At 44.9% G+C, this 20,320-nt stretch carries 17 protein-coding genes and 7 pseudogenes; 15 read left to right on the top strand and 9 right to left on the bottom strand.

Annotated elements, in window-relative coordinates; all coding sequences use genetic code 11:
- Window positions 1-100 precede the first annotated feature (100 nt).
- Window positions 101-247 (top strand): annotated as a pseudogene (locus tag Xets_RS20220) (hypothetical protein); the annotation flags it as partial.
- A 97-nt stretch (window positions 248-344) separates the two neighbouring features.
- Window positions 345-566, top strand: a complete 222-nt coding sequence (locus tag Xets_RS20215; protein ID WP_187652463.1) for a hypothetical protein — start codon at window positions 345-347, stop codon at window positions 564-566.
- A gap of 92 nt (window positions 567-658) precedes the next feature.
- On the opposite strand, the pseudogene Xets_RS20210 reads toward Xets_RS20215, so the two are convergent.
- Window positions 659-1,682, bottom strand: a pseudogene (locus tag Xets_RS20210) (IS630 family transposase).
- A gap of 203 nt (window positions 1,683-1,885) precedes the next feature.
- On the opposite strand from Xets_RS20210, the gene sbnA reads away from it, so the two are divergent.
- From sbnA to Xets_RS20165, 10 genes are read left to right on the top strand one after another with little or no spacing between them, the layout of a single operon-like run.
- Window positions 1,886-2,881: a 2,3-diaminopropionate biosynthesis protein SbnA gene (gene sbnA / locus Xets_RS20205; protein ID WP_187652462.1), complete on the top strand. Its 996-nt coding sequence runs from the start codon at window positions 1,886-1,888 to the stop codon at window positions 2,879-2,881.
- Window positions 2,874-3,908, top strand: a complete 1,035-nt coding sequence (gene sbnB, locus Xets_RS20200; RefSeq protein WP_187652461.1) for a 2,3-diaminopropionate biosynthesis protein SbnB — start codon at window positions 2,874-2,876, stop codon at window positions 3,906-3,908. The genes sbnA and sbnB overlap by 8 nt, the downstream gene beginning before the upstream one ends.
- 3 nt (window positions 3,909-3,911) lie before the next feature.
- Window positions 3,912-4,901: a TauD/TfdA family dioxygenase gene (locus tag Xets_RS20195; RefSeq protein ID WP_187652460.1), complete on the top strand. Its 990-nt coding sequence runs from the start codon at window positions 3,912-3,914 to the stop codon at window positions 4,899-4,901.
- Entirely contained in the window at window positions 4,888-6,627 is a 1,740-nt protein-coding gene (locus tag Xets_RS20190; protein ID WP_187652459.1) for a non-ribosomal peptide synthetase, read from the top strand. The genes Xets_RS20195 and Xets_RS20190 overlap by 14 nt, the downstream gene beginning before the upstream one ends.
- Entirely contained in the window at window positions 6,627-7,358 is a 732-nt protein-coding gene (locus Xets_RS20185; protein ID WP_187652458.1) for a thioesterase II family protein, read from the top strand. Before Xets_RS20190 ends, Xets_RS20185 begins: the two co-directional genes overlap by 1 nt.
- A 4-nt stretch (window positions 7,359-7,362) precedes the next feature.
- Window positions 7,363-8,640 (top strand): dapdiamide A synthase, encoded by a 1,278-nt coding sequence (gene ddaF / locus Xets_RS20180; protein WP_187652457.1) that lies wholly within the window; start codon window positions 7,363-7,365, stop codon window positions 8,638-8,640.
- A 10-nt stretch (window positions 8,641-8,650) separates the two neighbouring features.
- Complete coding sequence (locus Xets_RS24920; protein ID WP_255430711.1) at window positions 8,651-9,037, top strand: hypothetical protein; 387 nt, start codon at window positions 8,651-8,653, stop codon at window positions 9,035-9,037.
- Complete coding sequence (locus tag Xets_RS20175; protein ID WP_255430710.1) at window positions 9,028-9,825, top strand: hypothetical protein; 798 nt, start codon at window positions 9,028-9,030, stop codon at window positions 9,823-9,825. The genes Xets_RS24920 and Xets_RS20175 overlap by 10 nt, the downstream gene beginning before the upstream one ends.
- A gap of 25 nt (window positions 9,826-9,850) precedes the next feature.
- Entirely contained in the window at window positions 9,851-11,680 is a 1,830-nt protein-coding gene (asnB, locus tag Xets_RS20170) for an asparagine synthase (glutamine-hydrolyzing) (protein ID WP_187652456.1), read from the top strand.
- Between the two features lie 3 nt (window positions 11,681-11,683).
- Window positions 11,684-12,619: an EamA/RhaT family transporter gene (locus Xets_RS20165; protein WP_187652455.1), complete on the top strand. Its 936-nt coding sequence runs from the start codon at window positions 11,684-11,686 to the stop codon at window positions 12,617-12,619.
- A gap of 46 nt (window positions 12,620-12,665) precedes the next feature.
- Here Xets_RS20165 and Xets_RS26780 read toward each other — a convergent pair.
- A pseudogene (locus Xets_RS26780) lies at window positions 12,666-12,827 on the bottom strand (recombinase family protein); the annotation flags it as partial.
- A complete protein-coding gene (locus Xets_RS20155; protein WP_255430712.1) occupies window positions 12,808-12,939 on the bottom strand; it encodes a plasmid pRiA4b ORF-3 family protein in 132 nt (43 codons plus the stop codon). The gene Xets_RS20155 and the pseudogene Xets_RS26780, both read right to left, overlap by 20 nt.
- A gap of 249 nt (window positions 12,940-13,188) precedes the next feature.
- Here Xets_RS20155 and Xets_RS20150 point away from each other — a divergent pair, with 249 nt between their 5' ends.
- Window positions 13,189-13,860, top strand: a complete 672-nt coding sequence (locus tag Xets_RS20150) for a hypothetical protein (protein WP_255430709.1) — start codon at window positions 13,189-13,191, stop codon at window positions 13,858-13,860.
- Between the two features lie 282 nt (window positions 13,861-14,142).
- Here Xets_RS20150 and Xets_RS20145 read toward each other — a convergent pair whose 3' ends face one another.
- From Xets_RS20145 to Xets_RS20130, 5 genes and pseudogenes are all read right to left on the bottom strand, one after another.
- Window positions 14,143-15,111 (bottom strand): ExeA family protein, encoded by a 969-nt coding sequence (locus Xets_RS20145; RefSeq protein ID WP_187652453.1) that lies wholly within the window; start codon window positions 15,109-15,111, stop codon window positions 14,143-14,145.
- Window positions 15,101-16,762: a DDE-type integrase/transposase/recombinase gene (locus Xets_RS20140; protein ID WP_187652452.1), complete on the bottom strand. Its 1,662-nt coding sequence runs from the start codon at window positions 16,760-16,762 to the stop codon at window positions 15,101-15,103. Before Xets_RS20140 ends, Xets_RS20145 begins: the two co-directional genes overlap by 11 nt.
- Window positions 16,746-17,306 carry a recombinase family protein gene (locus Xets_RS20135; RefSeq protein WP_038196611.1) on the bottom strand — a complete coding sequence of 187 codons (561 nt, stop codon included), beginning with the start codon at window positions 17,304-17,306 and terminating at the stop codon, window positions 16,746-16,748. Before Xets_RS20135 ends, Xets_RS20140 begins: the two co-directional genes overlap by 17 nt.
- Window positions 17,307-17,761: 455 nt before the next feature.
- Window positions 17,762-17,893: pseudogene (locus Xets_RS24910) on the bottom strand (amino acid permease); the annotation flags it as partial.
- A pseudogene (locus Xets_RS20130) lies at window positions 17,892-18,050 on the bottom strand (IS1 family transposase); the annotation flags it as partial. The pseudogenes Xets_RS24910 and Xets_RS20130, both read right to left, overlap by 2 nt.
- Here Xets_RS20130 and Xets_RS24905 point away from each other — a divergent pair.
- Window positions 18,024-18,290, top strand: a complete 267-nt coding sequence (locus Xets_RS24905) for a hypothetical protein (protein WP_370588273.1) — start codon at window positions 18,024-18,026, stop codon at window positions 18,288-18,290. The pseudogene Xets_RS20130 and the gene Xets_RS24905 overlap by 27 nt on opposite strands.
- A 499-nt stretch (window positions 18,291-18,789) precedes the next feature.
- On the opposite strand, the pseudogene Xets_RS24900 reads toward Xets_RS24905, so the two are convergent.
- Window positions 18,790-19,053, bottom strand: a pseudogene (locus Xets_RS24900) (IS1-like element transposase); the annotation flags it as partial.
- 504 nt (window positions 19,054-19,557) lie between these two features.
- On the opposite strand from Xets_RS24900, the pseudogene Xets_RS20115 reads away from it, so the two are divergent.
- Window positions 19,558-20,205, top strand: a pseudogene (locus tag Xets_RS20115) (POTRA domain-containing protein); the annotation flags it as partial.
- Between the last annotated feature and the right edge of the window lie 115 nt (window positions 20,206-20,320).

The following is a 20,320-nucleotide window of genomic DNA, read 5'->3' as shown; positions in this document are numbered from 1 at the left end:
ATCACCCTGAAAATGGCGACCATGGAAAGGATTCATACGCCGCTCCTTCGGAAAAATGGGTATCTTAGCTTACTACCATCGACTATTTGCAACAGTGCCAACACGGCATGGTTATCGTTTGAAAGATATGGTGGAACAATTTGATGCCAAACCCGCTGAAATCAGAGCGTTGTTTAACAATCAACTCGATCCGGTTCGAACCACAGAGTTGCGCGACAGAATGTTGGCAGTTGGGCTGCCGATATGATGAATTTCATTTGCAGTTATTGTGAGCCGGAAGGTATTTTCATTTACAATTAATGTGGGCTAAAAAAGCGGATAAATGCAAGCCCGCCATATTTTAAATGCGGGCCGCTACAGTTAACGACAGGGCTTATCTGGCTCAGTTTACTGGTGCTGTTGCTCAGACGTTCACTGGCAAGAAGGTTATTTACGGCAGTGTCGTTGCTCAAAGCGGCCCAAAATACCCAGATCTGGCTCTGACCAATAATAGAAAACCTGCTCCAAAGGGCATGGTCGGAAACGTATTTTTGGCTGGAAAAAGCTCAAACGTATTTATGCCATAATGCTTTCAAAACACCACAAAGAAAATCATGCAAAAACAAAACATTGGAGGCATGCTTTGAAAGACTTAATTCTTAAGATCCTGTATACGCAATTAACTTGAAGATGCAGGAATTAAAGTCTGGAAATTATCTGTCAGCCGGGTAGTCAGTTCCTGTACTTTTTCGGGTAAGGTAACATGAAAAAAATGATGAAGTGTTTCACGGAACGTTTTTGCATCCGGGAAATAAATATTGTTTCGTACCTGCTCATTCATATACTTCCATAATCGCTCAATCGGGTTGAGGTTAGGGCTATAAGGCGGCAGATAATGCAACTTGATATTCAGGACCTCGGCAAAAAATTGAACTATTTCAGCGCGGTGGTAACCGGCACCATCCAGAATGAGATGAATTTTTTGTGAAAGCGGATAGGTTTCCCGGATGGCGCCGAAAAACAGGATGACATTTTTCGCGTTAATCGTCGGATATTCACGAATAACAGTCGCTTCAATCCGTTGCAAATTGAGTGCGCCCATGATGTTGAGGCGGGTACGGCTGCCTGTAGTTTCGACCACTTTGACAGGCTCCCTTCCGCGTTTCATCCAACCGTAACTTAATTTTGTAGACTGAGTAGGATAACAAAATAGGCTCATGTTGACCACATTCCACTTTCAGCGCGTTGTAGCTCTCAATAAACTGTTGCTGTTTATCTGCCTCGAATTTATGAGGCGTTCCCCTCGGCTTTTTGTAGCTGAACCCCTGACGGTGAAGCCATTTTGTCATCCCAGCCACAGTGAACGTCACCCGCCAACGCGTCCAGACCCAGGCGATAATTTGCGTGGTGGTGTGCATTAAATTTGCCGTCAGAGACTCGACTAATTCTGCCGTTTGTTCGGCAGACAAACGGCTTTCAGAGCCGCCATTTTCAGGAGCCAGCTTTTCTTCAGAGAAGTCATCCTTCAGATGCCGACTCACCGTACTTTCATGAATACGCAAAGCCTGGGCAATCATCTGGGCAGTCCAGCCTTCTGATGCCAAAAGCACGGCCTTGATGCGGTCACGTACGCGCCCATCACGAGTCGTATCGTGCATCAATTCGAGGGCTTCTTTTTGGGCATCTGTCAGAGTAATTTTCATGGGCACGATCTTGATCTGATATGAATGAAAAATCAAGCATCTTCAATTAAGACGGGTATATATGATGTCCGCAAACATTTTTTGTTACACAAATAATATATTACATTGTATCAATAAGCTTGTTGAATAAATTAATATTTATTAATTAATAAGTCATTCTAACTATAGAAGTTAAATTTATACATTTATAATAAAGAGAAATTATGCAATTTAGCTCAGTGGATAAGATAGTTAACGATAATATTTTCATAAAACTCAATAAATTTTGCAGTCATACAGATCTCTTCGTCAAAGTGGAAGGATTGAATGCTGGGGGCTCCATAAAAATGAAAACGGCCATCGCACTTATCAGCGATGCCATTGCCAACAAAGGATTAGACAAGACAAAACGATTTATTGAGTCAAGCTCCGGTAATCTTGGGCTATCATTGAGCATTATTGCCGCATCAAAAGGATTACATTTTACCTGTGTAGTAGATAAAAATACGTCTTTGCAGAATATTAAAATGATGCGCGCTTTGGGGACGGATATCGTCCTTATTGAAAAAAAAGATGAACAAGGCGGTTATTTAGGCAATCGTTTGGCATATATTCGTTCCGCTATAAAACAAGATCCCGATCTTATTTGGCTGAACCAATACCAAAATATGGCTAATCCGACAGTACACTCCGAAATGACAGCCAAATCTATTTTGACCGAGTTCGGCAAAGTTGACTATCTATTCATCGGTGCTGGCACTACGGGAACGTTGATGGGATGTGCCAATTTCTTTCGCCGCTGTTCCCCTAAAACCCAACTCATCGCCGTTGATTCCATCGGCTCCATTACCTTTGGTACGCCCGGTAGCCCGCGTTATTTACCGGGACTTGGCTCTAGCGTACAGCCCCATTTTTTTGACAAAAGCCGCGTCGATATGTTGATTCAGATCCCCGAAGCAGAAACTGTTGCGAACTGCCGCGATGCTGCGCGTCGTTTTGGTTATCTTGCGGGGGCTTCTACGGGTACGGTATTAGCCGCAGTGAAACGCCTTCAGCCTGATATCCCAAAAGATGCCATTGTGGTCGCTATTTCACCCGATATGGGCAGCAATTACATCGATACCGTTTATAACGATGAATGGTGTGACCTCACGTTTGGCACCCGTTGGAAAATGCCTGAAAAACATGTTGATATGGAAGGAGTAAAAGAATATGCCTAACGGACAAATGAATTTTGAAGTTATTACTGGCGATTTTATCAATCAAGTCATCTCTTCTTCCCGGCCTGAGATTATCAGTCTGGTTTGCCAGAGTTATTTGACTCACCATCAAGATAAAACAGAGAATCCTGACAGTTATTTTCTACGTTTTAAAAATAAACCAGAAGCAAGGATTATCGCGTTACCGGCCGCTATTGATAATCCAGAGGAAAATATCTCTGTTTCTGGTATCAAATGGATTGCCAGTTATCCACGTAATATCGAATCGAACTTGCAACGTGCTTCAGCGGTTATTTTGTTGAATGATTATGAGACAGGTTACCCGTTCGCCTGTCTAGAAGCCTCTCAAATCAGCGCTGCGCGTACCGCTGCCTCTGCCGTGTTAGCCGCCAATCACCTTGGACCGGCGAGTAAGCAAGCCAAAAGTTTGTCGATAATTGGTGGTGGCCTGATAGGCAGAACCATTATGGCCTTTTTCAAAGATGAAGGATGGCAGTTTGATGACGTGTTAGTTCACGACATATCTGAAGAATATCGCAATACTTTTATTAATAATATCAATGCACAAGATCTCTATCAGGTACGAGCTGCAGCAGACCAGGCCGAAGCATTAACTGCAGATATTGTGGTTTTCACAACAACGGCAGCTTCACCCTATATCACGGATGAAAAGACATTCGCTCCCCATCAATTGATTCTCAATATTTCCTTGCGCGATCTGTCTCCGGAAATTATTTATGCAAGTAATAATGTGTTAGACGATATTAGCCATTGCATGAAAGCCAATACTTCACCTCATCTGGCTGAACAAAAATATGGTCACCGCTGTTTTATCAACGGTACTCTGGCACAAATAATCAATGGTGAAATAACGCTTGATAACACCAAAGCGACTATTTTTTCTCCTTTTGGACTTGGCGTGCTTGACCTGAGTTTGGCGATGTTGATTTACCGTAAAAACCAACAGATACCGGGTAAACATATCATCCCAAATTTTTTCCCTGATACCCAACGCTGGAGTCTCTAGTTGATGAATAACTCTTATACCGTCCGCCTTTTGGCTGACGGCGTTTCCCATGTCTCTTTGGTGACTGCTGAACGGCAAGACGCATCCATCGCGGATTTTTTCCTAGATCACAACATCGATGATATTTTGGCTGAAAAAGGCGCGTTGCTGTTTCGGGGCTTTCCTGTCAAAGAAGATCAGGACTTTAGCCAACTCGTGAGCTGTTTAGCGAAAGAAGAACTGACTTATCAGGAACGGTCAACCCAGCGCAAGAAGACAGCGAAAGGTGTTTATACTAGCACGGAATATCCCGCGACAAAAACTATCGCTAACCACAGTGAAAATGCATTTCAATATGTGGTTCCCGGTAAGATTTTGTTCTACGCCCATCAGGCACCACTTGAAGGCGGAGAAACACCTATCGCGGATAACGCCAAGGTTTTGGCGCTGATTGGTAAAGATATTGTGGACAGTTTCCGCCAAAAGGGTATTCGCTATCTGCGTAATTTTGACGGAGGATTTGATCTGTCCTGGCAGGAAGCTTTCCAGACTGAAAGTAAACATGAAGTCGAGTCTTATTGCCATAACAACACAATCGATTTCGATTGGCTTTCCGATAATCATCTTCGTACTTCCCAACTGCGCAGAGCGACCCGTCATCATCCTCTGACTGGTAAGGAAATGTGGTTTAACCAATTGCACCTATTCCATATCACCAATCTGGATTTACCTATCCGACAGGCATTGCTCGCCAGTTTAGGCCGGGATTTACTGCCACGTCATGCCGTATACGGTACCGGAGAAGAGATCCCAGATGAAGTAGTGGAACATATTCGTAACGCATTTATCGAGGCAGAGTTAGTCTTTCCCTGGCAAACCGGAGACGTACTGATAGCGGACAATATTCTGGTCAGTCATGGACGAAAACCTTTTAAAGGAGAACGAGCAGTGCGCGTTGCCTTAATCGATCCTATTTATCCTTCTGCTGAGAAAAATGCCTATGTCTGTCGTTGATACTTCTCTGACACCTTCATTAAACGCACGGCTGGAATCGACGGCTAAGAACTTTGCCAATCGTCTGGCTGTGCAGGATGAAACTCGCGCTCTGACATTTGCCGATTTTTATAATGAAGTTAAATTATTATCTGCGCGTCTTCAGGCACTAATTCAGCCCGGCGATCATGTGGCTGTTCAGTTAAAACGTGGTCTGGATTATATCGTCGCGGCTTATGCCATTTGGCAATCAGGTGGCGTTTATCTGCCGCTTGACGATCAATGGCCTCAATCACGCATTGAGGGAATTCTACATCAAGCGCATGTGCAAGTCTTGATACACACATCAAATACAGGACATAGCATTACCCTGACTACGCTCACCCCAGAGCCACGAGCTGAGCTACCGGCAATCGGCACACCTGCCTATATCATCCATACTTCCGGAACAACCGGAACACCCAAAGGTGTGGTCGTCAGCCATGAATCACTGTTACATCTGGTAGATAGCCATCAGCGTAATATTTATCAGCCACATGGTGTTACTGAAGGCCATGTCGTCGTCAATGCTTCATTCTGCTTTGACAGTTCCCTTGAACGGCTGGCACTGGTGACCTTAGGTTACAGTGTGCACGTTGTCAGTGATCAGGTCAGAAAATCACCCTTTGAATTAGTGAATTATCTGCATGACCACCATATTGTTAACATCGATTTAGTGCCTTCACACTTGAAAGCGCTATTAAACGCGGGGCTGGATGAAATCTGTGATGCACTGCAATTGGTGATTGTCGGTGGTGAAGCTATTAATACCGAACTCTGGCAGGAACTGGCTGCAAGCAAGAAAATTTACATCAACGTTTATGGTCCTACCGAAAATACCATTAATACTACATTTTGTAAGATCAAGGGTGAAATACCTCATATCGGTCAACCGTTTGAAAACGTAGGATGTCTGATTCTGGATGAAAATGATCAGTCCTGTTTGCCGGGAACGACGGGTGAATTATTGGTCGCAGGGTCACATCTTTCGCTTGGGTATTACAATGCACCAATACTCACTTCACGGGCTTTTGTTACCCTCAACGGACAGCGTTACTACCGTACCGGCGATCTGGTACAACAAAATGAACAGAAAAACCTGCTGTTCCTTGGACGAATTGATGATCAGGTCAAAATCAACGGATATCGCATTGAACTGGCTGACGTGCAACACCATCTGGCGCAATTACCCAGTGTACAATATGCCGCAGTGACGCCAATCAAATTACCTTCTGGGCACGCTCTTCTGGCTTCTGTCGTATGGTACGCCGATGTTGGCAACCTGACATTTGCCGATCTCGTAAAACAGCTTAGTCAGAAATTACCAGCTTATATGATACCTGATCACTGGCAACAGCTTGATACATTACCGCTAACTGACAATCTGAAGCTTGATCATAAGTCCTTGCTGAATCACTGGCAAAACCACCAGAATAAATATAACGAGACCGTCACTGAAGATTCCGTTTCTACAACTGAACATCAGATTCGGTGTCTTTGGCAGAAAATCCTGATGCGCGATTCTCTGAGTCTGGACGATCACTTTTTCTCCGCTGGTGGCAATTCAATGGCGGCAATGACTCTGTTGATTGAATTGAACAAAGTGACACTACATAAAGTAGGGCTGGCAGATATCTTCAAATATCCGACCATTCGTAAAATGGCTGCCTGGTTGAATTCGTCCACAGAGCAGACAGAGGCGCAGTAATGAATCTGATTTTTTGTCTGCCCCATGCAGGGGGCGGAGCGCATCACTACCTGAGTTGGTCGGTACATATTGATTCGGATATAGAGTGGGCTCCTCTTGATTATGCTGGGCATTTTTCTCGCATGAATGAGCCTGTTTACTCAACGTTTGAGCAGGCAGCTCAGGACTTGGCCAATGACATTATCATTCGTGCTAACGGGCGATCCTTTGCCCTGTTTGGTCACAGCATGGGAGGAGCACTGGCCTATGAAATAGCTTGTCTCATGTCTGAACAGCAACTCACAGAGGATCTGAGGTGCATTATCGTATCCAGCACGTTGCCAGCACACAGCCGGGACCCGAATATGCCGCGTTATTACGAATTATCCGACCCGGATTTTATTCAACACCTGGTGGAGACTGGCGGCATGACATCGCAGTTAGCTAAACAAACCAGCCTGATGGAAACCTATTTGCCCTTAATTAGGCAAGATTATCGGCTTTACCATCAGTATCAACCGGCAATTCGCGCACCGCTGCCTCTCCCTCTGTATACCCTCTGGGGAGAGCAGGAAGAGGAACGTAACCAAAAAATGCAGGATTGGGCAAATTACAGCCACGTTTTCGCAGGAAGCAAGACCTATCCCGGAGATCATTTCTACTGGTATCACTGTCTGAGTGAGGTTGCGACGGATATTTCAGCGATCGTCAGGCAATCAAGCAGTCACCAAATCAACAAATGTCAGGAATAAAGCCATGCCGATTTTGAACAACAAAGAAGTTATTGTGATTATTGATGCTTGGTCCGGAAGCAAATATCTAATCCCGGCTTTTCAGGCACTGGGATATTTTTGCCTGCATATTCAATCTGCCTTTCTACCAGAAATCTTTATTAGAGATAACCAGCTGGCCAGTATTCGGAGTGACAGGCATATCGTTTATGATGGCGACATAGAGGCGCTACTCCGCGAACTACAACCTTATGCTATCAAGGCGATTCTGGCTGGCATCGATGGCGCCGTTCCATTGGTGGATCAATTAAACGCTGCTCTGGCGCTTCCTTTCAGCAATTCAATTGAACTTTCAACCGCCCGGCGCAACAAGTTTCTGATGCAGGAACAACTTGCGCGCTATCATGTCGCCTCCGTCAAGCAAAGCCTGATCACGCATCACAATGAACTACTGTGCTGGCTGAAAAACCATGACTGCTGGCCGGTGGTGCTAAAGCCGGTGCAAAGCGCGGGTACGGATGGCGTTTTTATTTGCCACGATATCCAACAGGCTGAGCAGGCTTTTTCTGCCATTAAGAGCAAAAATGATCTGTTCGGAAATCAGAATCACGAAGTGTTGTGTCAGGAGTTTCTTGAAGGAGAGGAGTTTGTCGTTAATGGCATTGCCTGTCAAGGGCAATACTTATTTACCGACCTGTGGCAATCGAAAAAGAAACAGCACAAAAATTTTCCAGTTTATGAGACACAATATCTTTATTATCAGAATGATGAGAACTTCGACACACTAACTGGCTATACCATACAGGTGTGCCAAGCGCTTGGCATTGAAAATGGCGCATTTCATGCAGAAGTCATGATGACACCGCGAGGGCCGATACTGATTGAAATTGGCACCAGAGTTGCGGGTGGAGCCGATCCTTATATTATCGAAGAGTGCTTAGGGCATTCACAGATCAGCAAACTGGTGCAGGCCGTCCTTTATCCGGTGAGATTCCAGCAGGAAATCCATCAACCTCGTGACTTCCTAGATCACAAGCGTGCGGCCTATGTTTACATGATTTCTCCCACTAAAGGTAAAGTGCAAACGTCACCAGAAGAGCAATTTATCAAAATTGAAGGCGTTATTAGCGTCAACTACCACCATTCTCCCGGCGACATTCAGCAAGAAACTAACGATCTGCTCAGTTCTCCTGGCGTTGTTATTGCTATCAGCAATGACTCAGTCTCACTCAATCAGATCATTGCTGAAATTCGTTCCACTGAAAGCGATTTTTATCATAGCGGCTTAACGGTAATTGAATAAAGGAAACCATATGAATTTGGAATTATGGATAAAGCAGATCAGAAAAACCTTTCCTTGGTATGCTCAATTGCTCAGAGAGAATCAGGCGGAGGCTAACCAACTGGAATCTCTGCCTCTTATGACGGAAGAGTTGCTGACACAACATTATTACCATGCGGAACATACATTTCCTGACCGTTACCATAATTATCAGACCTCCGGTACGACAACGGGCAAACGTAAGCGTATTATCTATTCCGATAATGATCAGCATATTTATCTGCAACAGCGCATGGGCATCATCAAGAACTTCTGTAGCGAAGGGTATATACCCATGCCTGTGCTGATTTGGGCACCGGCCATGCGGCTGCTACAGCAGGTGAAATTTTTCAGTCCATGGGATGTGAAGTGGAACTGATCGATTTTACCCGTCCAATTGAGCAACATATTGAAGTGCTAAACCGATTCAAACCAGACATTTTTTTCACCATGCCGATGATTTTGGATTGTCTGATTGCAACCGGCAAACTGGACTTCCGGCCGAAAAAAATCATCGTTCTGGGGGATATCGCGACTTTAGCCTGGCAAAAAAAGGTGGCAGATTATTTCCACATTGAGCCAACGCAGGTACTTGATCTATTAGGCAGCATTGAAATTGGTTCCATTGCTTTCTACAACCACTCGCAGGGATATTACCAGTTTGATCCCTATCTAATACCGGAAGTGGTGCCCGTACAACAGATTTATCCTGACGCCAATTATCGGGGAACCGGCGGTATTTTGTTACTCACTTCGTTTGCCCGTGAGTATTTTCCAGCGATACGCTTTGTTACTAACGATCTGGTTGAAGGCTTTGAAAAGAAAGTTGCTCAGGGAAAAACCCTTTACACCTATCAACGTTGTCTCGGTCGTTTTGCCAGCGAATTTAAACACGGTGAAAAAATCAACCTCAGCGATATCAATGACGCCATGGCAAAGCATCTCCCTTATCACCGATACGATCTTGATGACCGTGATGGCGGATTAGTGATTCGTATTGCGATATCGTCGCTCCCGGCGGAAATCAGTGATGCCATTAAGTCTGATCTGTTGTCGCGTAACCCTGACATCGCACAGATGATTGCCTCCGGGCTGGTCGGGGATATTCGTATCCAGCGTATTGATGAACAGCAAATCACCAGCAATATCAGCAAACGACGTTATTAATTCATAGGGAAAACAAGGACAATTTATGTGTGGAATCGCAGGCGTCATCCACTTGAACCAGCAGCCAGCACAACCTCAGCGATTAGCATCCATGTTAAACGCGCTGGAGCATCGTGGTCCCGATCAGGATGGAATTTATCATCATGGACATGTCAGTATTGGTATGCGGCGGTTAAAAATCATCGCACTGGATAACGGCTCTCAACCCTGTTACAGCAATAACGGACAATATGTATTGGTATTTAACGGTGAAATCTATAACTACCGTTCATTGCGCCAGGAATTAATTCAACAGGGGGTTCAATTTAGTACCGACTCCGACGCAGAAGTGATTGTTAATCTGTACCAGCGTGACGGTGAGAAGTTTTATCACTATTTGGATGGCATGTTTGCTTTGGCTATTTACGATCGCGTTAATGACTCACTGTTATTGGCACGCGACCCTGCCGGTAAAAAACCGCTGTTTTATGCTTTGCACGACAACACAATCAGTTTTTCATCCGAACTGAATTCACTGTTGAAGAACAATACCATTCCACGCCGTATTGACCCTGAGGCGCTGGATTATTATCTACGCTTTCGGGTCGTGCCGAGCGATCGTTGTATTTTTCAGGGTATCAGCAAAGTGCCCGCTGGTGGCAGTGTCAGTTTTATCCAAGGGAAAGAGAGCCGGAAAAACTATTGGCGCGTTGACTACCAGCCAATAGAGGATGATAAACCACTGGAACAGTGGATTGATGAAATTGACGAATATCTGAATCAGGCTATCGATAAACGATTAAAGGCAGAAGTTCCCGTCGGTACGATGCTCAGTGGCGGACTGGATTCCAGCCTGATTACTGCCATGGCATGTAAACAGGGACACCACTCGCTGAAAACTTTTGCTATCGGCTTCAATGAGTCTGCTTTCAGCGAGCTGGATTATTCCCGGCGTCTGGCTAAAGATCTTGGAACGGATCACCATGACTATATCATTACGCCACAAAAAGCATTCGATGCGGCTCATATCCTGATCGAACACTTCGGAGAGCCTTTTGCTTTTCCATCTTCGATTGCCAGCCACATTATGTATCAGATGGCGCGTCGTCATGTCACCGTAGTACTGGGTGGCGATGGAGCGGATGAACTGTTCGGTGGTTATGCCCGCTATTCTCTGGCAGCGAATTTCCCCAATCTGCCTGCGCAATACAATCTGCCACGCAAGGTTGATCTGTTTAATAAGGTATGGCAGAAAGAGGAATTCCCTGAGTTTTATCAGGCATTACTGACCGATGGCGTTAGCAGTCAACTGCGACAGCAGCTATACAGTAAGGATATGACGTCACACCTGCTCGAAAAAAATGGCACTGCACAGGCCAATAGGTACAGCGATGCGCTGAGACGACATGCTGATCCTCTCTCCGCAGCGATGGAGTATGACTTTAACCATTGGATGCAGGAAGCGCAGTTAGTCAAGATTGACATCGCCTCAATGGCCAATTCACTTGAAGTGCGCGTTCCTTTCCTTGACAGACAAGTAGTGGGATTGGGAAGCCGCTTGCCTGCACGCTTTAAGCTCCATTCAGGCAAAGAAAAATACCTTCTTCACTGTCTGGCGAAACGCTATCTTCCCGATTATATTGTTAATCGCAAAAAGCAGGAGTTAGCTGTGCCGCTTGAACCATGGATGGTATCGTCAATGAGAAAAACCATTGCCGATACACTGATCAGCGAGCAGGCATTATCGCGTGGATACTTTAATCCGGATCGGATGCGCCAGTTTGTCAAAGATTTCGATAGCAACAACTGCTATGCATTGTGGACGATATACATGTTAGAAAAATGGCACCAGCAGTTTGTTGACAAACAGGAGTAGTGAATGACAGAACAAGGTAGGTACTTATCCGGTGTATTTTTTACATTACTGTATATTTTCATTGCCTCAACACAAAGTGTTTTACTGAACATTTGGTTGTTCGGCGTTAATGTCTTTTTGGTCGTTAGCCTGAGTTTTGTGGTTGTCACTGTGCTATTTTCCACAATCGGCTTCTTTCGTCAGCGGAAGGCTTATGCTGAATTGTTTTCGCAATGGCGTATGTTGATAGCCTTAAATATCGTCTCGATGTTCAATTGGCTGTTTTATTTTCTGGCGGTTAAGTACCTTGAACCTAGTGTCGCCGTCACGCTGACACAAGGGTTAGGCCCTGTTAGCATGACGGCTTACCTGTTGTTGACGCGTCAACCCATCAGCTTTGTTACACGTTGCTGTCATCTGGTGATTTTTATAACAGCCGCTGCTATGTGCGTGTATACCGTGATGTTCAGAGATGTATACACTCTCTATAGTCGCAGTGAAATGATAATGGGAATTGTCATTGCTATTCTGTGCAGTATTAGCATCACAGCTACCGTGATTATTTCCAAGCGGTTCGCTGTCAGCAATGTCCCTGCATCAGCACTATTATCGCTGCGCTTTCCGTTGTTGATCATGGTATGTCTGGGAATATTGCTGCTACAGGATAATGTCGTTATTAATGGCAAAATTATCTATTTAATCCTGCTGATCGCATTAGTTGGTGTGAGTACATCAATCTATTTTCTGCAAAAAGGGATTGAATTCTCAACACCGCTGGCAGTTTCCACCGTACTGGCACTTTCCACCGTACTGGCACTTTCGCCATTGGCGGTATTTGTGATCCAACTGTTTAATGCCCATATGCCATTTAGTCTGACGTTATTTATGATGATAATTACTATCGTCACAGTATCGGTAGTTTCGATTATCTATGATGCACGACAAATTGACAGAAAATAACTGTTCATGTTGAACTAGTGGGAGAATTTGAGCAGAAATTTACGGTGTCTTTCGGGGAAACACCGCTTGCCAGCAGTTTTTTAGCGGATTTCATCTTACTGCTGGTCATTTTAGGTTTCCGTCCACCTTTTTTCCGGCCAAGCTGTCGGGCTGTATCCAGCCCGGCGCAGGTGCGCTCTATAATCAGTTCACGCTCCATTTTTGCCATAAATACGGAATTGATGCAGGTGGTCACCCTGCCACCTCTGCGCGATCTGAATGATATAGTGCAAAGCCGCTAAAGAAGTCTCGCCTGACAATATGAATCGGCGCCAGGCCATTGGGCTGATACCTCGGAGGGCGAGTTTCACGACGTAGGTTTTCATGGTGAGGTGTCTGATAAAATGATGTTCCTTTGCTCATTCTATCGTCGATTTAACACCGTGCCCCAGACTTAATGAAATGGTCTCCGTATAAAGATAAATAATCTCACATATACAGGGTCTTAAGCATTAACTGTATATTTTAGATAGAAAAAAGGCTTCATTTATGATCTGATCATCGTTGCCAAACTAAGACCAGAAACACGGATGAAGCCTGTGACGATTATCGCTATAAAACACCAGTTAATGCAATTCTTCAATGACGTTTCTTTGCAGCAGGTGGCTTTTCGATGTGGATTTATTCAACGCGTGAGAAATATCGAACCCCGTGTGCTGATCCTCAGTCTTATCGCGGCACTCAGCACAGGTAAAGTGACTTCTATTGCCCAGTTACACCAAAAATTTAATGGCCTGTGTCCCGATAAAAAGCAACAAGTCAGTTACCGCCCTTTTTATAACCAATTACGTAAAGCGGCCTTTGTCGAATTTGTCAAAATATTGGTGAAATTTGCCATGGCACAATGGGTCGAAAAATGCGTTCCGATACCTGACAAGTTGAGGAAGTTTCGCAATATTATTTTACAGGATGGCAGTTCATTTAACGTTCACCCAGCACTGGCTGAGATTTTTCCCTCTCGGTTTTGGACAACAGCCGCCGCTGTCGAATGTCACATGACTTTATCATTATTGAGTCAAACGCCGGTGAAAATGGCGGTCACCGCAGATACCGCATCTGAACGGGCTCATCTGCCTGCACCCGAGACATTGCGTGATCAACTCTTACTGGCGGATGCCGGCTATGTTGATTTTGATTATTTTGAGCAAATATCACAGGCAGGTCAGGGATTACGCATAACATTTTTTACTCTAAATAAGTAGTGTTTTTCAGCAATAAAATCTTTTTGTTGAATGAAAACCAGTCTATTCACCTGTGCCAAAAATTCACTTTCAATCACTTAGCCCATTTTACTCGTTTTCGTGCGTAACCCCTGACAGGCAGGTGGTTCGTTTATTATCAGGGGGAGCAAGTCTCTTAATCCTCAGATAGTTGTAGCGGCCCGCATTTAAAATATGGCGGGCTTGCATTTATCCGCTTTTTTAGCCCACATTAATTGTAAATGAAAATACCTTCCGGCTCACAATAACTGCAAATGAAATTCATCATATCGGCAGCCCAACTGCCAACATTCTGTCGCGCAACTCTGTGGTTCGAACCGGATCGAGTTGATTGTTAAACAACGCTCTGATTTCAGCGGGTTTGGCATCAAATTGTTCCACCATATCTTTCAAACGATAACCATGCCGTGTTAGCGCCGGCTCTAAATCATCAAGTTGTCTGGAAAGCACTGATTCTATCAGTGTTGACGTTATTGGTTTTTCGCCAGTCTGATAATCAGCTTCCATGGCTAACGTGAGATGCAACTGAACTTGCAGTGGGGTACGCAATTTCATCGCCAGCAAATCGAGAGCATCAGTCGTCAGAATATCTTCCGTTTTTCCTTTCCCCATGCTGGTTTTAAGTAACCAATGAATGTATTCCCGTTGACTGCCCGTGATCCCATCCAGCGTAAAAATATCGGTGCGGTATCCAATCTCTTCCATCGTTGGACGACGCAGGTCATTACGCAGTTTGGGATGACCGGCTAAAACCACCGATAAGCGGCCTCCACCGTCTTCTACAACTTCCATTAGTCGTTTGAGTCCAGTTAAAGTATGTCCGTTAAGATCATGAGCCTCATCAACGAACAAGGCCACGGTTCGCTTGCCTTTCCTGACTAACTCTTGCAGTTCACGTTCCCGGCGCTCCCCTTGTTTTGGGATTTGTACCAGCTTATCCTGTGTCAGATCGTAAAATAGTGCGCTAATCAGCGTGGCAAGTTTGACACTGTGTTTTTCGACTGACAACGATTTGGCGACGATAATTTTGTTTTCATCCCTAAGTTGCTGTTGCAGGCGACGCAGGGTGACAGTTTTACCACTTCCGACTACACCGCAGACAGCAACCAGTCGTCCTTCACGGATAGCCCCTTTGATATCTTTGATAAGTTGTTTATGATGCGCCGTTTCATAATAGCCTGCCTGATCAATGGGCTGCGCCAATCCATAATATTCCATCACTTCAACCCGCATGATCTTCTCCTGATTGTCTGTTACGGAAATAGCCTCTTATACGGGTGAACACTTCAGTGCGGATAAGCGTTTCTGCCAGAATACTGTCAATAAATGCCCGCTCTTCACTCGACAATTTGGCCAGTGGTGTGGCCAGATCATCGGCAATGGCCAGCTTCGCTGCGATAATAGTGGGGAAATGGTATTCAAATTCTGCGATGTCAAATGGCTGATGCGGCAGTTTTGGTTGTTTTTTTATATCAGGCATCAGGAGCTGAATATCACTGCCTGACAGAGCACTGATCGGCAAATTCAACTGACTGGCCAGCTCATGGATACGATCAGACCTGTCAGCCGCCTTGCCACGCTTGAACGCCCGGTAACGGTGTAATGGAATAGGCCCGGAGACGGGATAATACGGTCCCCATGTTTCATCGTCAAACTCCACAAATATTTCGTCGTCAAACAGTCCCCACAACAGAATAACCGTTTCGCCAGCCATATCAGGTTCAACTTCCCAGGCTGTCCCTTCAATCGTGACGCGGGCATCGATGCCAACCTTACGCGATTCAGGCTCCCGGGCAAAACGGCAGTATTGCTCCCAGGTACACATGTCCTGCACGCCATCCGGGGGAAGATTTGCCCGCCAGTCCTCCAGACGGGAATGTTTTTCACTGCGATGCCCCTGAGAGTTATAGCGCATCAGATAATTCCATAACCATTCGTTGGCCTGCTGCTCAGTTTCCGGTTGATGAAAATGGTACAGGGTTTCATGGGCTTCCTTAATGGTACGGAAAGGGCGTTCAACCTTACCTTTGGAACGTGCCGTGGTGCGCGTACCATCTTTACCTGCTGGCATATGAGTCTGCCAGTCAATATGAAGTGCCTGCATCACGTTCTGAAACACATGGCTTTTCGCCACGGGGCCATTATCAAGATACAGCATCCTGGGACGTCCCTGAAAATGGAATTCCGGGTTAGGTTTTGGTGCCATCGCATTGAACAGAAAGCGAAGTGCGGACTCAGCATCTTCACCATAGACACAACGATATTCCTGATAAGTCACACCACTCCGATCATCAACAACACTGTATAACATCAGGGTCGGCTGTCCTTTAGCCGCATCAATCCAGCCCGGTTGTTCGATGTGTTTGAGGTCTGACGGCGACATATCAAACTGCCAGCAATCATTGCTGTATTCTGCCTGAAACCTAACCGCCGGGGGTTCTCTTAACAGCCGAGGTTGGTCGAGACGATACAGAGAAAGCCAACGATTAACCGTTTGTCTTCGCAGTAATCCTTTCGGCGCCCTAACCAACCCTTGTCCAGTTTCCACACCATGCTCTTCAAGTAATTGAATGGCTCTTACGGTTGATAAATGCCGCCCTGATTTATTGGTAGTACGCAATTTTAAGGCTGCGATCAGTTCGCAATAATGCTCCAGCTCAGATTGGGGCAGGATGCGGGGAATGCCATGATCACACCGATGAACGGTACGAGGCTTAAGAACAACATGGAGATTCCGGTAAACGGTGGTAGGAGAAACGCCGTACAACTGCGCCATTGCAGTAATCTGTGTTGTCCGTTCCGGGCTTTTGGACGGCAGGCGGTCTAACCGTTGCCGTAATTGCAACAGAGAGTCAACAGGAATAGATTTACGCTGGCTGCCCATAGTTATCTAACACACGATAAACTGAGGCCCGTCCGATACCGAGTTGACGGGCAATCGCCGTAGCCCCCATTTTTTCAACTACATACAGACGGTACACTTCGGCAGGATCAATGGATGATTTTCGTCCCCGGTACACACCTCGCGCTTTTGCCGCCGCAATACCTTCCAGCTGACGTTCACGGCACAGATTAGTTTCAAATTCAGCGAAGACACCCAACATATCGAGGAAGGCTTTTCCGGCTGCCGTGCGTGTATCGACAGGCTGCTCTGTAGCCTTAAGGGTAATCCCCCGCTGATTTAAAGAATAAACAATATCCTGCAAATCTTTGATGCTACGAGCCAGACGATCTATACGCGTGACAATCAGCGTATCGCCCGGATGCAAAAAATCCAGCAACAATTGCAGTTCACTCCGCCCATCCCGTTTGGTTCCGCTGGCTTTTTCGGCCCGGATGATTTCACAACCGGCAACACGAAGCATTTGTGACTGTAGGGCGAGATCCTGATCATTAGTTGATACACGGGCATAGCCATAAAGAGCCATAATGGGGAAAGTGTCTCGTTTACCTTTAGATGAATGAAACGTAGCATGTGGATGAGACAAAAACAACCCTAATAAGACACAAAAACTGTCTCATTGCATTGTCTTTATGGGGTATACCCATACAATCCAATAGATTGGTTTAAGCGGAAAATTTCATTTGCAGTTATTGTGAGCCGGTCGAAATGAAATGCGAGCCGAAAAAGATAAATGCAAGCTCATTTGCAGTTAATATGAGCCGGAAGGTATTTTCATTTGCAATTAATGTGGGCTAAAAAAGCGGATAAATGCAAGCCCGCCATATTTTAAATGCGGGCCGCTACAGTTAGCTACTGGCAAGCTATCTCTCTTTGTCCTACCCAGAAGAGCTAGAAAACATGAAATATTAGCAACTAGCTGAAGATAAACCATGTAGCTCGTCATTGAATGGAATGCCTCCGTAAACGACTGATTTGTGATCACCACCCAGAGGGCAGATAGCCTAGCCATGAAGCAATGGCATACACCGCGCTAGCCAGATACAGCAGCACGATGCTTACCTGCAGCAGTGGGTGAGTGATCCGGCTGCACTGCCAGCGCGGAGTCTGGTCATGTCTCCAAAGGGTTGTAATGATGTTTTTCAATATATGCGCCAATGAGTTTTTTGTGGATTTTTATTGAACGCGAGTAACAAATTGTTCTTCTCGCCAACCTCTTGATATGAATTCGTAGATTGAGATTATGCGGCTCTATACGTTGGGCAAAAATGATGCGACCGCCATTGTAGAGGCAGATAGTCGTCCGGGGATGCGGTATGTGCCGGAAAAGACGCGGGAACAGCAGGATATTCAGTCTCTACATCGAGTTCGCCAGCGTTTAATGAAAAATCGAACCGCGCTAATTAATCAAATACGCGGGTTGAGACTAGAATATGGCATTGCCCCGAAAGCGCTCACAAGGTTGCACAATGTTTACCCGAACATCTGGAAAATACCGAGAATGAGTTGACTACATTGAGCCGCCAGTTATTTCAGGAATTACTGCTTGAGTTCAAAGAGCAACAATAGCGTTTGAAAGCGCTGGATAAACGCCTTGAATATCTGAATGCTCAACAGTGGTGGAAAAGTCAGATTATTGGGCATTACGAAGCGGGGGATACGTACTTGTGCGGGATACTTATCCATGGCGTCCGCTCAGTCGTGTATCGGTTCGGAAAGCTCCCCGATGAAAACTTTAACGGATTACAACGCTGGCTAAAAGGACTGATTGCACGAAGTGGAATCAATAAGGCCGCGGTTGCGTTGGCGAATAAGAATGTCCGGATCGCCTGAGCACTGGTGAATCAGCAGTCGGTCTATGAACCCCGTTGAGGAGTATATGGTGTGATTGAAGACGATAAGTTGATGTGCTGACAGGTAGAACCGACTCTCTTTGAAGCCGAATATATGTTTGCGACTACTTTGTCAGAAAATTTTATCCACCTACTTGAATTGAGTCGGTGTCCATATAAGTTTTTTAATGTCCGCCTCACCATATTGATACCGAGACCTAACATACGGCCTGTGTCTCTCACACCAGAGCTATTCATCGTCATATCCACAATTTTTTCTTTCATACCCGGTTTATGGCCGTTGTAACGATAATTGAGTTGAAAGGTTCTTTGGCAGTCTTTGCAATAGTAGCGAGGGAAGCCTGCCTTACCTGTTCCGTGTTTGCGTACAGGTTCAGCTTGGTCGCAATATCGACAAGTCACTTCTAACGTAACAGTCATGATGATGTTCCATTAAAAAGTGCAAGAATATCAAATTAATGCTTTGAAGTCTGGCTAAAAATTAATCAGTGAGGCAGAAGTATATTCGAGCAGATGATAAAGTAGAGAGAAAAATAACTATTATAATAATGCTAAATATTTAACTATTGAAATTTATAACTGAGTGAAGTAAAAAAATAAATTGTAGTTAGCCATTTAATAATTCTCGAATTTATCATGAAGAATAATATTATTTATTCCTGTTTGGATTTAGATAACCCCATAATTAGGATGAAAATACTTAGTTTTATCTGTAATAGTTGGGTTATTTTTAATTAAATAACGAAATTTTACATTTTTGTGGTTAATTCATCTGGATGTTGTATTTTATATAAAAAAACAGTCTGTTATATTGAAAATAGTGCAACTTAATCTATAATGTCTCTCTTCTGATTTCCCTCTAAAAAGTCAATAACATTTAATATTCTTATAAATTCAATTATGGTAAAGATAATTCCCAGCAATATGCTCATAGGGTTGGCAGGATGGGCTGTTTTTGTTTCTCAGCCTGTGCACGCAGATAACCAACCTTCTATTCATCAACAACAACAAAAACAACAGCAGTATCAGCAGCAGCAACAACAGGCATTAGAACAACGTCTGGAAGCGAAAGCACCAACAGTTAGGCTTTCGGATGACACCCCATCTGCTTCCAACTTGAAATTTTCCAAGGAATTTCCCTGTTTTGTTATCCATCAAGTAACATTATCCGGCCAAGAAGATCTACCTCACTGGCTGCCTTTGCAACGTCTGGCGGATCAGGCAAACGGGCACTGTTTAGGATCTCAGGGTATCAATTTATTGATGGGCAATATGCAGGATCGATTGGTCAGCCACGGTTGGGTCACCAGTCGCGTACTGGCTCCCCAACAAGATTTGCGTGAAGGCGAACTGAAACTGGTCGTGTTGGCCGGTAAAATCCATCAAATTACCAGAACTCCGGAGTCAAATCGTTACGCTACGTTGTATACGGCAATTCCTGCCCATAAAGGGAATTTATTTGACCTGCGCGATATTGAGCAGGGGCTGGAAAACCTCCAGCGTCTCCCAACTGTTCAGGCCAAAATGGAATTAGTTCCTGCTGCTAAGCCGGGAGAAAGTAATAACGCGATGCTCGACTTTAACATCTTATAACGTTGGCTTGTTGAAGCCAGTCGCGTTGACTTTTACCTTGTTTAAAATTGGCAAAAATACCCAACGTGTGAGAAAGAAGTTTTCTAGCAATTCG

This window comes from Xenorhabdus sp. TS4, from assembly GCF_014467265.1.
Lineage (GTDB): Bacteria > Pseudomonadota > Gammaproteobacteria > Enterobacterales > Enterobacteriaceae > Xenorhabdus > Xenorhabdus ehlersii.
This window is presented reverse-complemented; position numbering and strand designations above follow the sequence as displayed.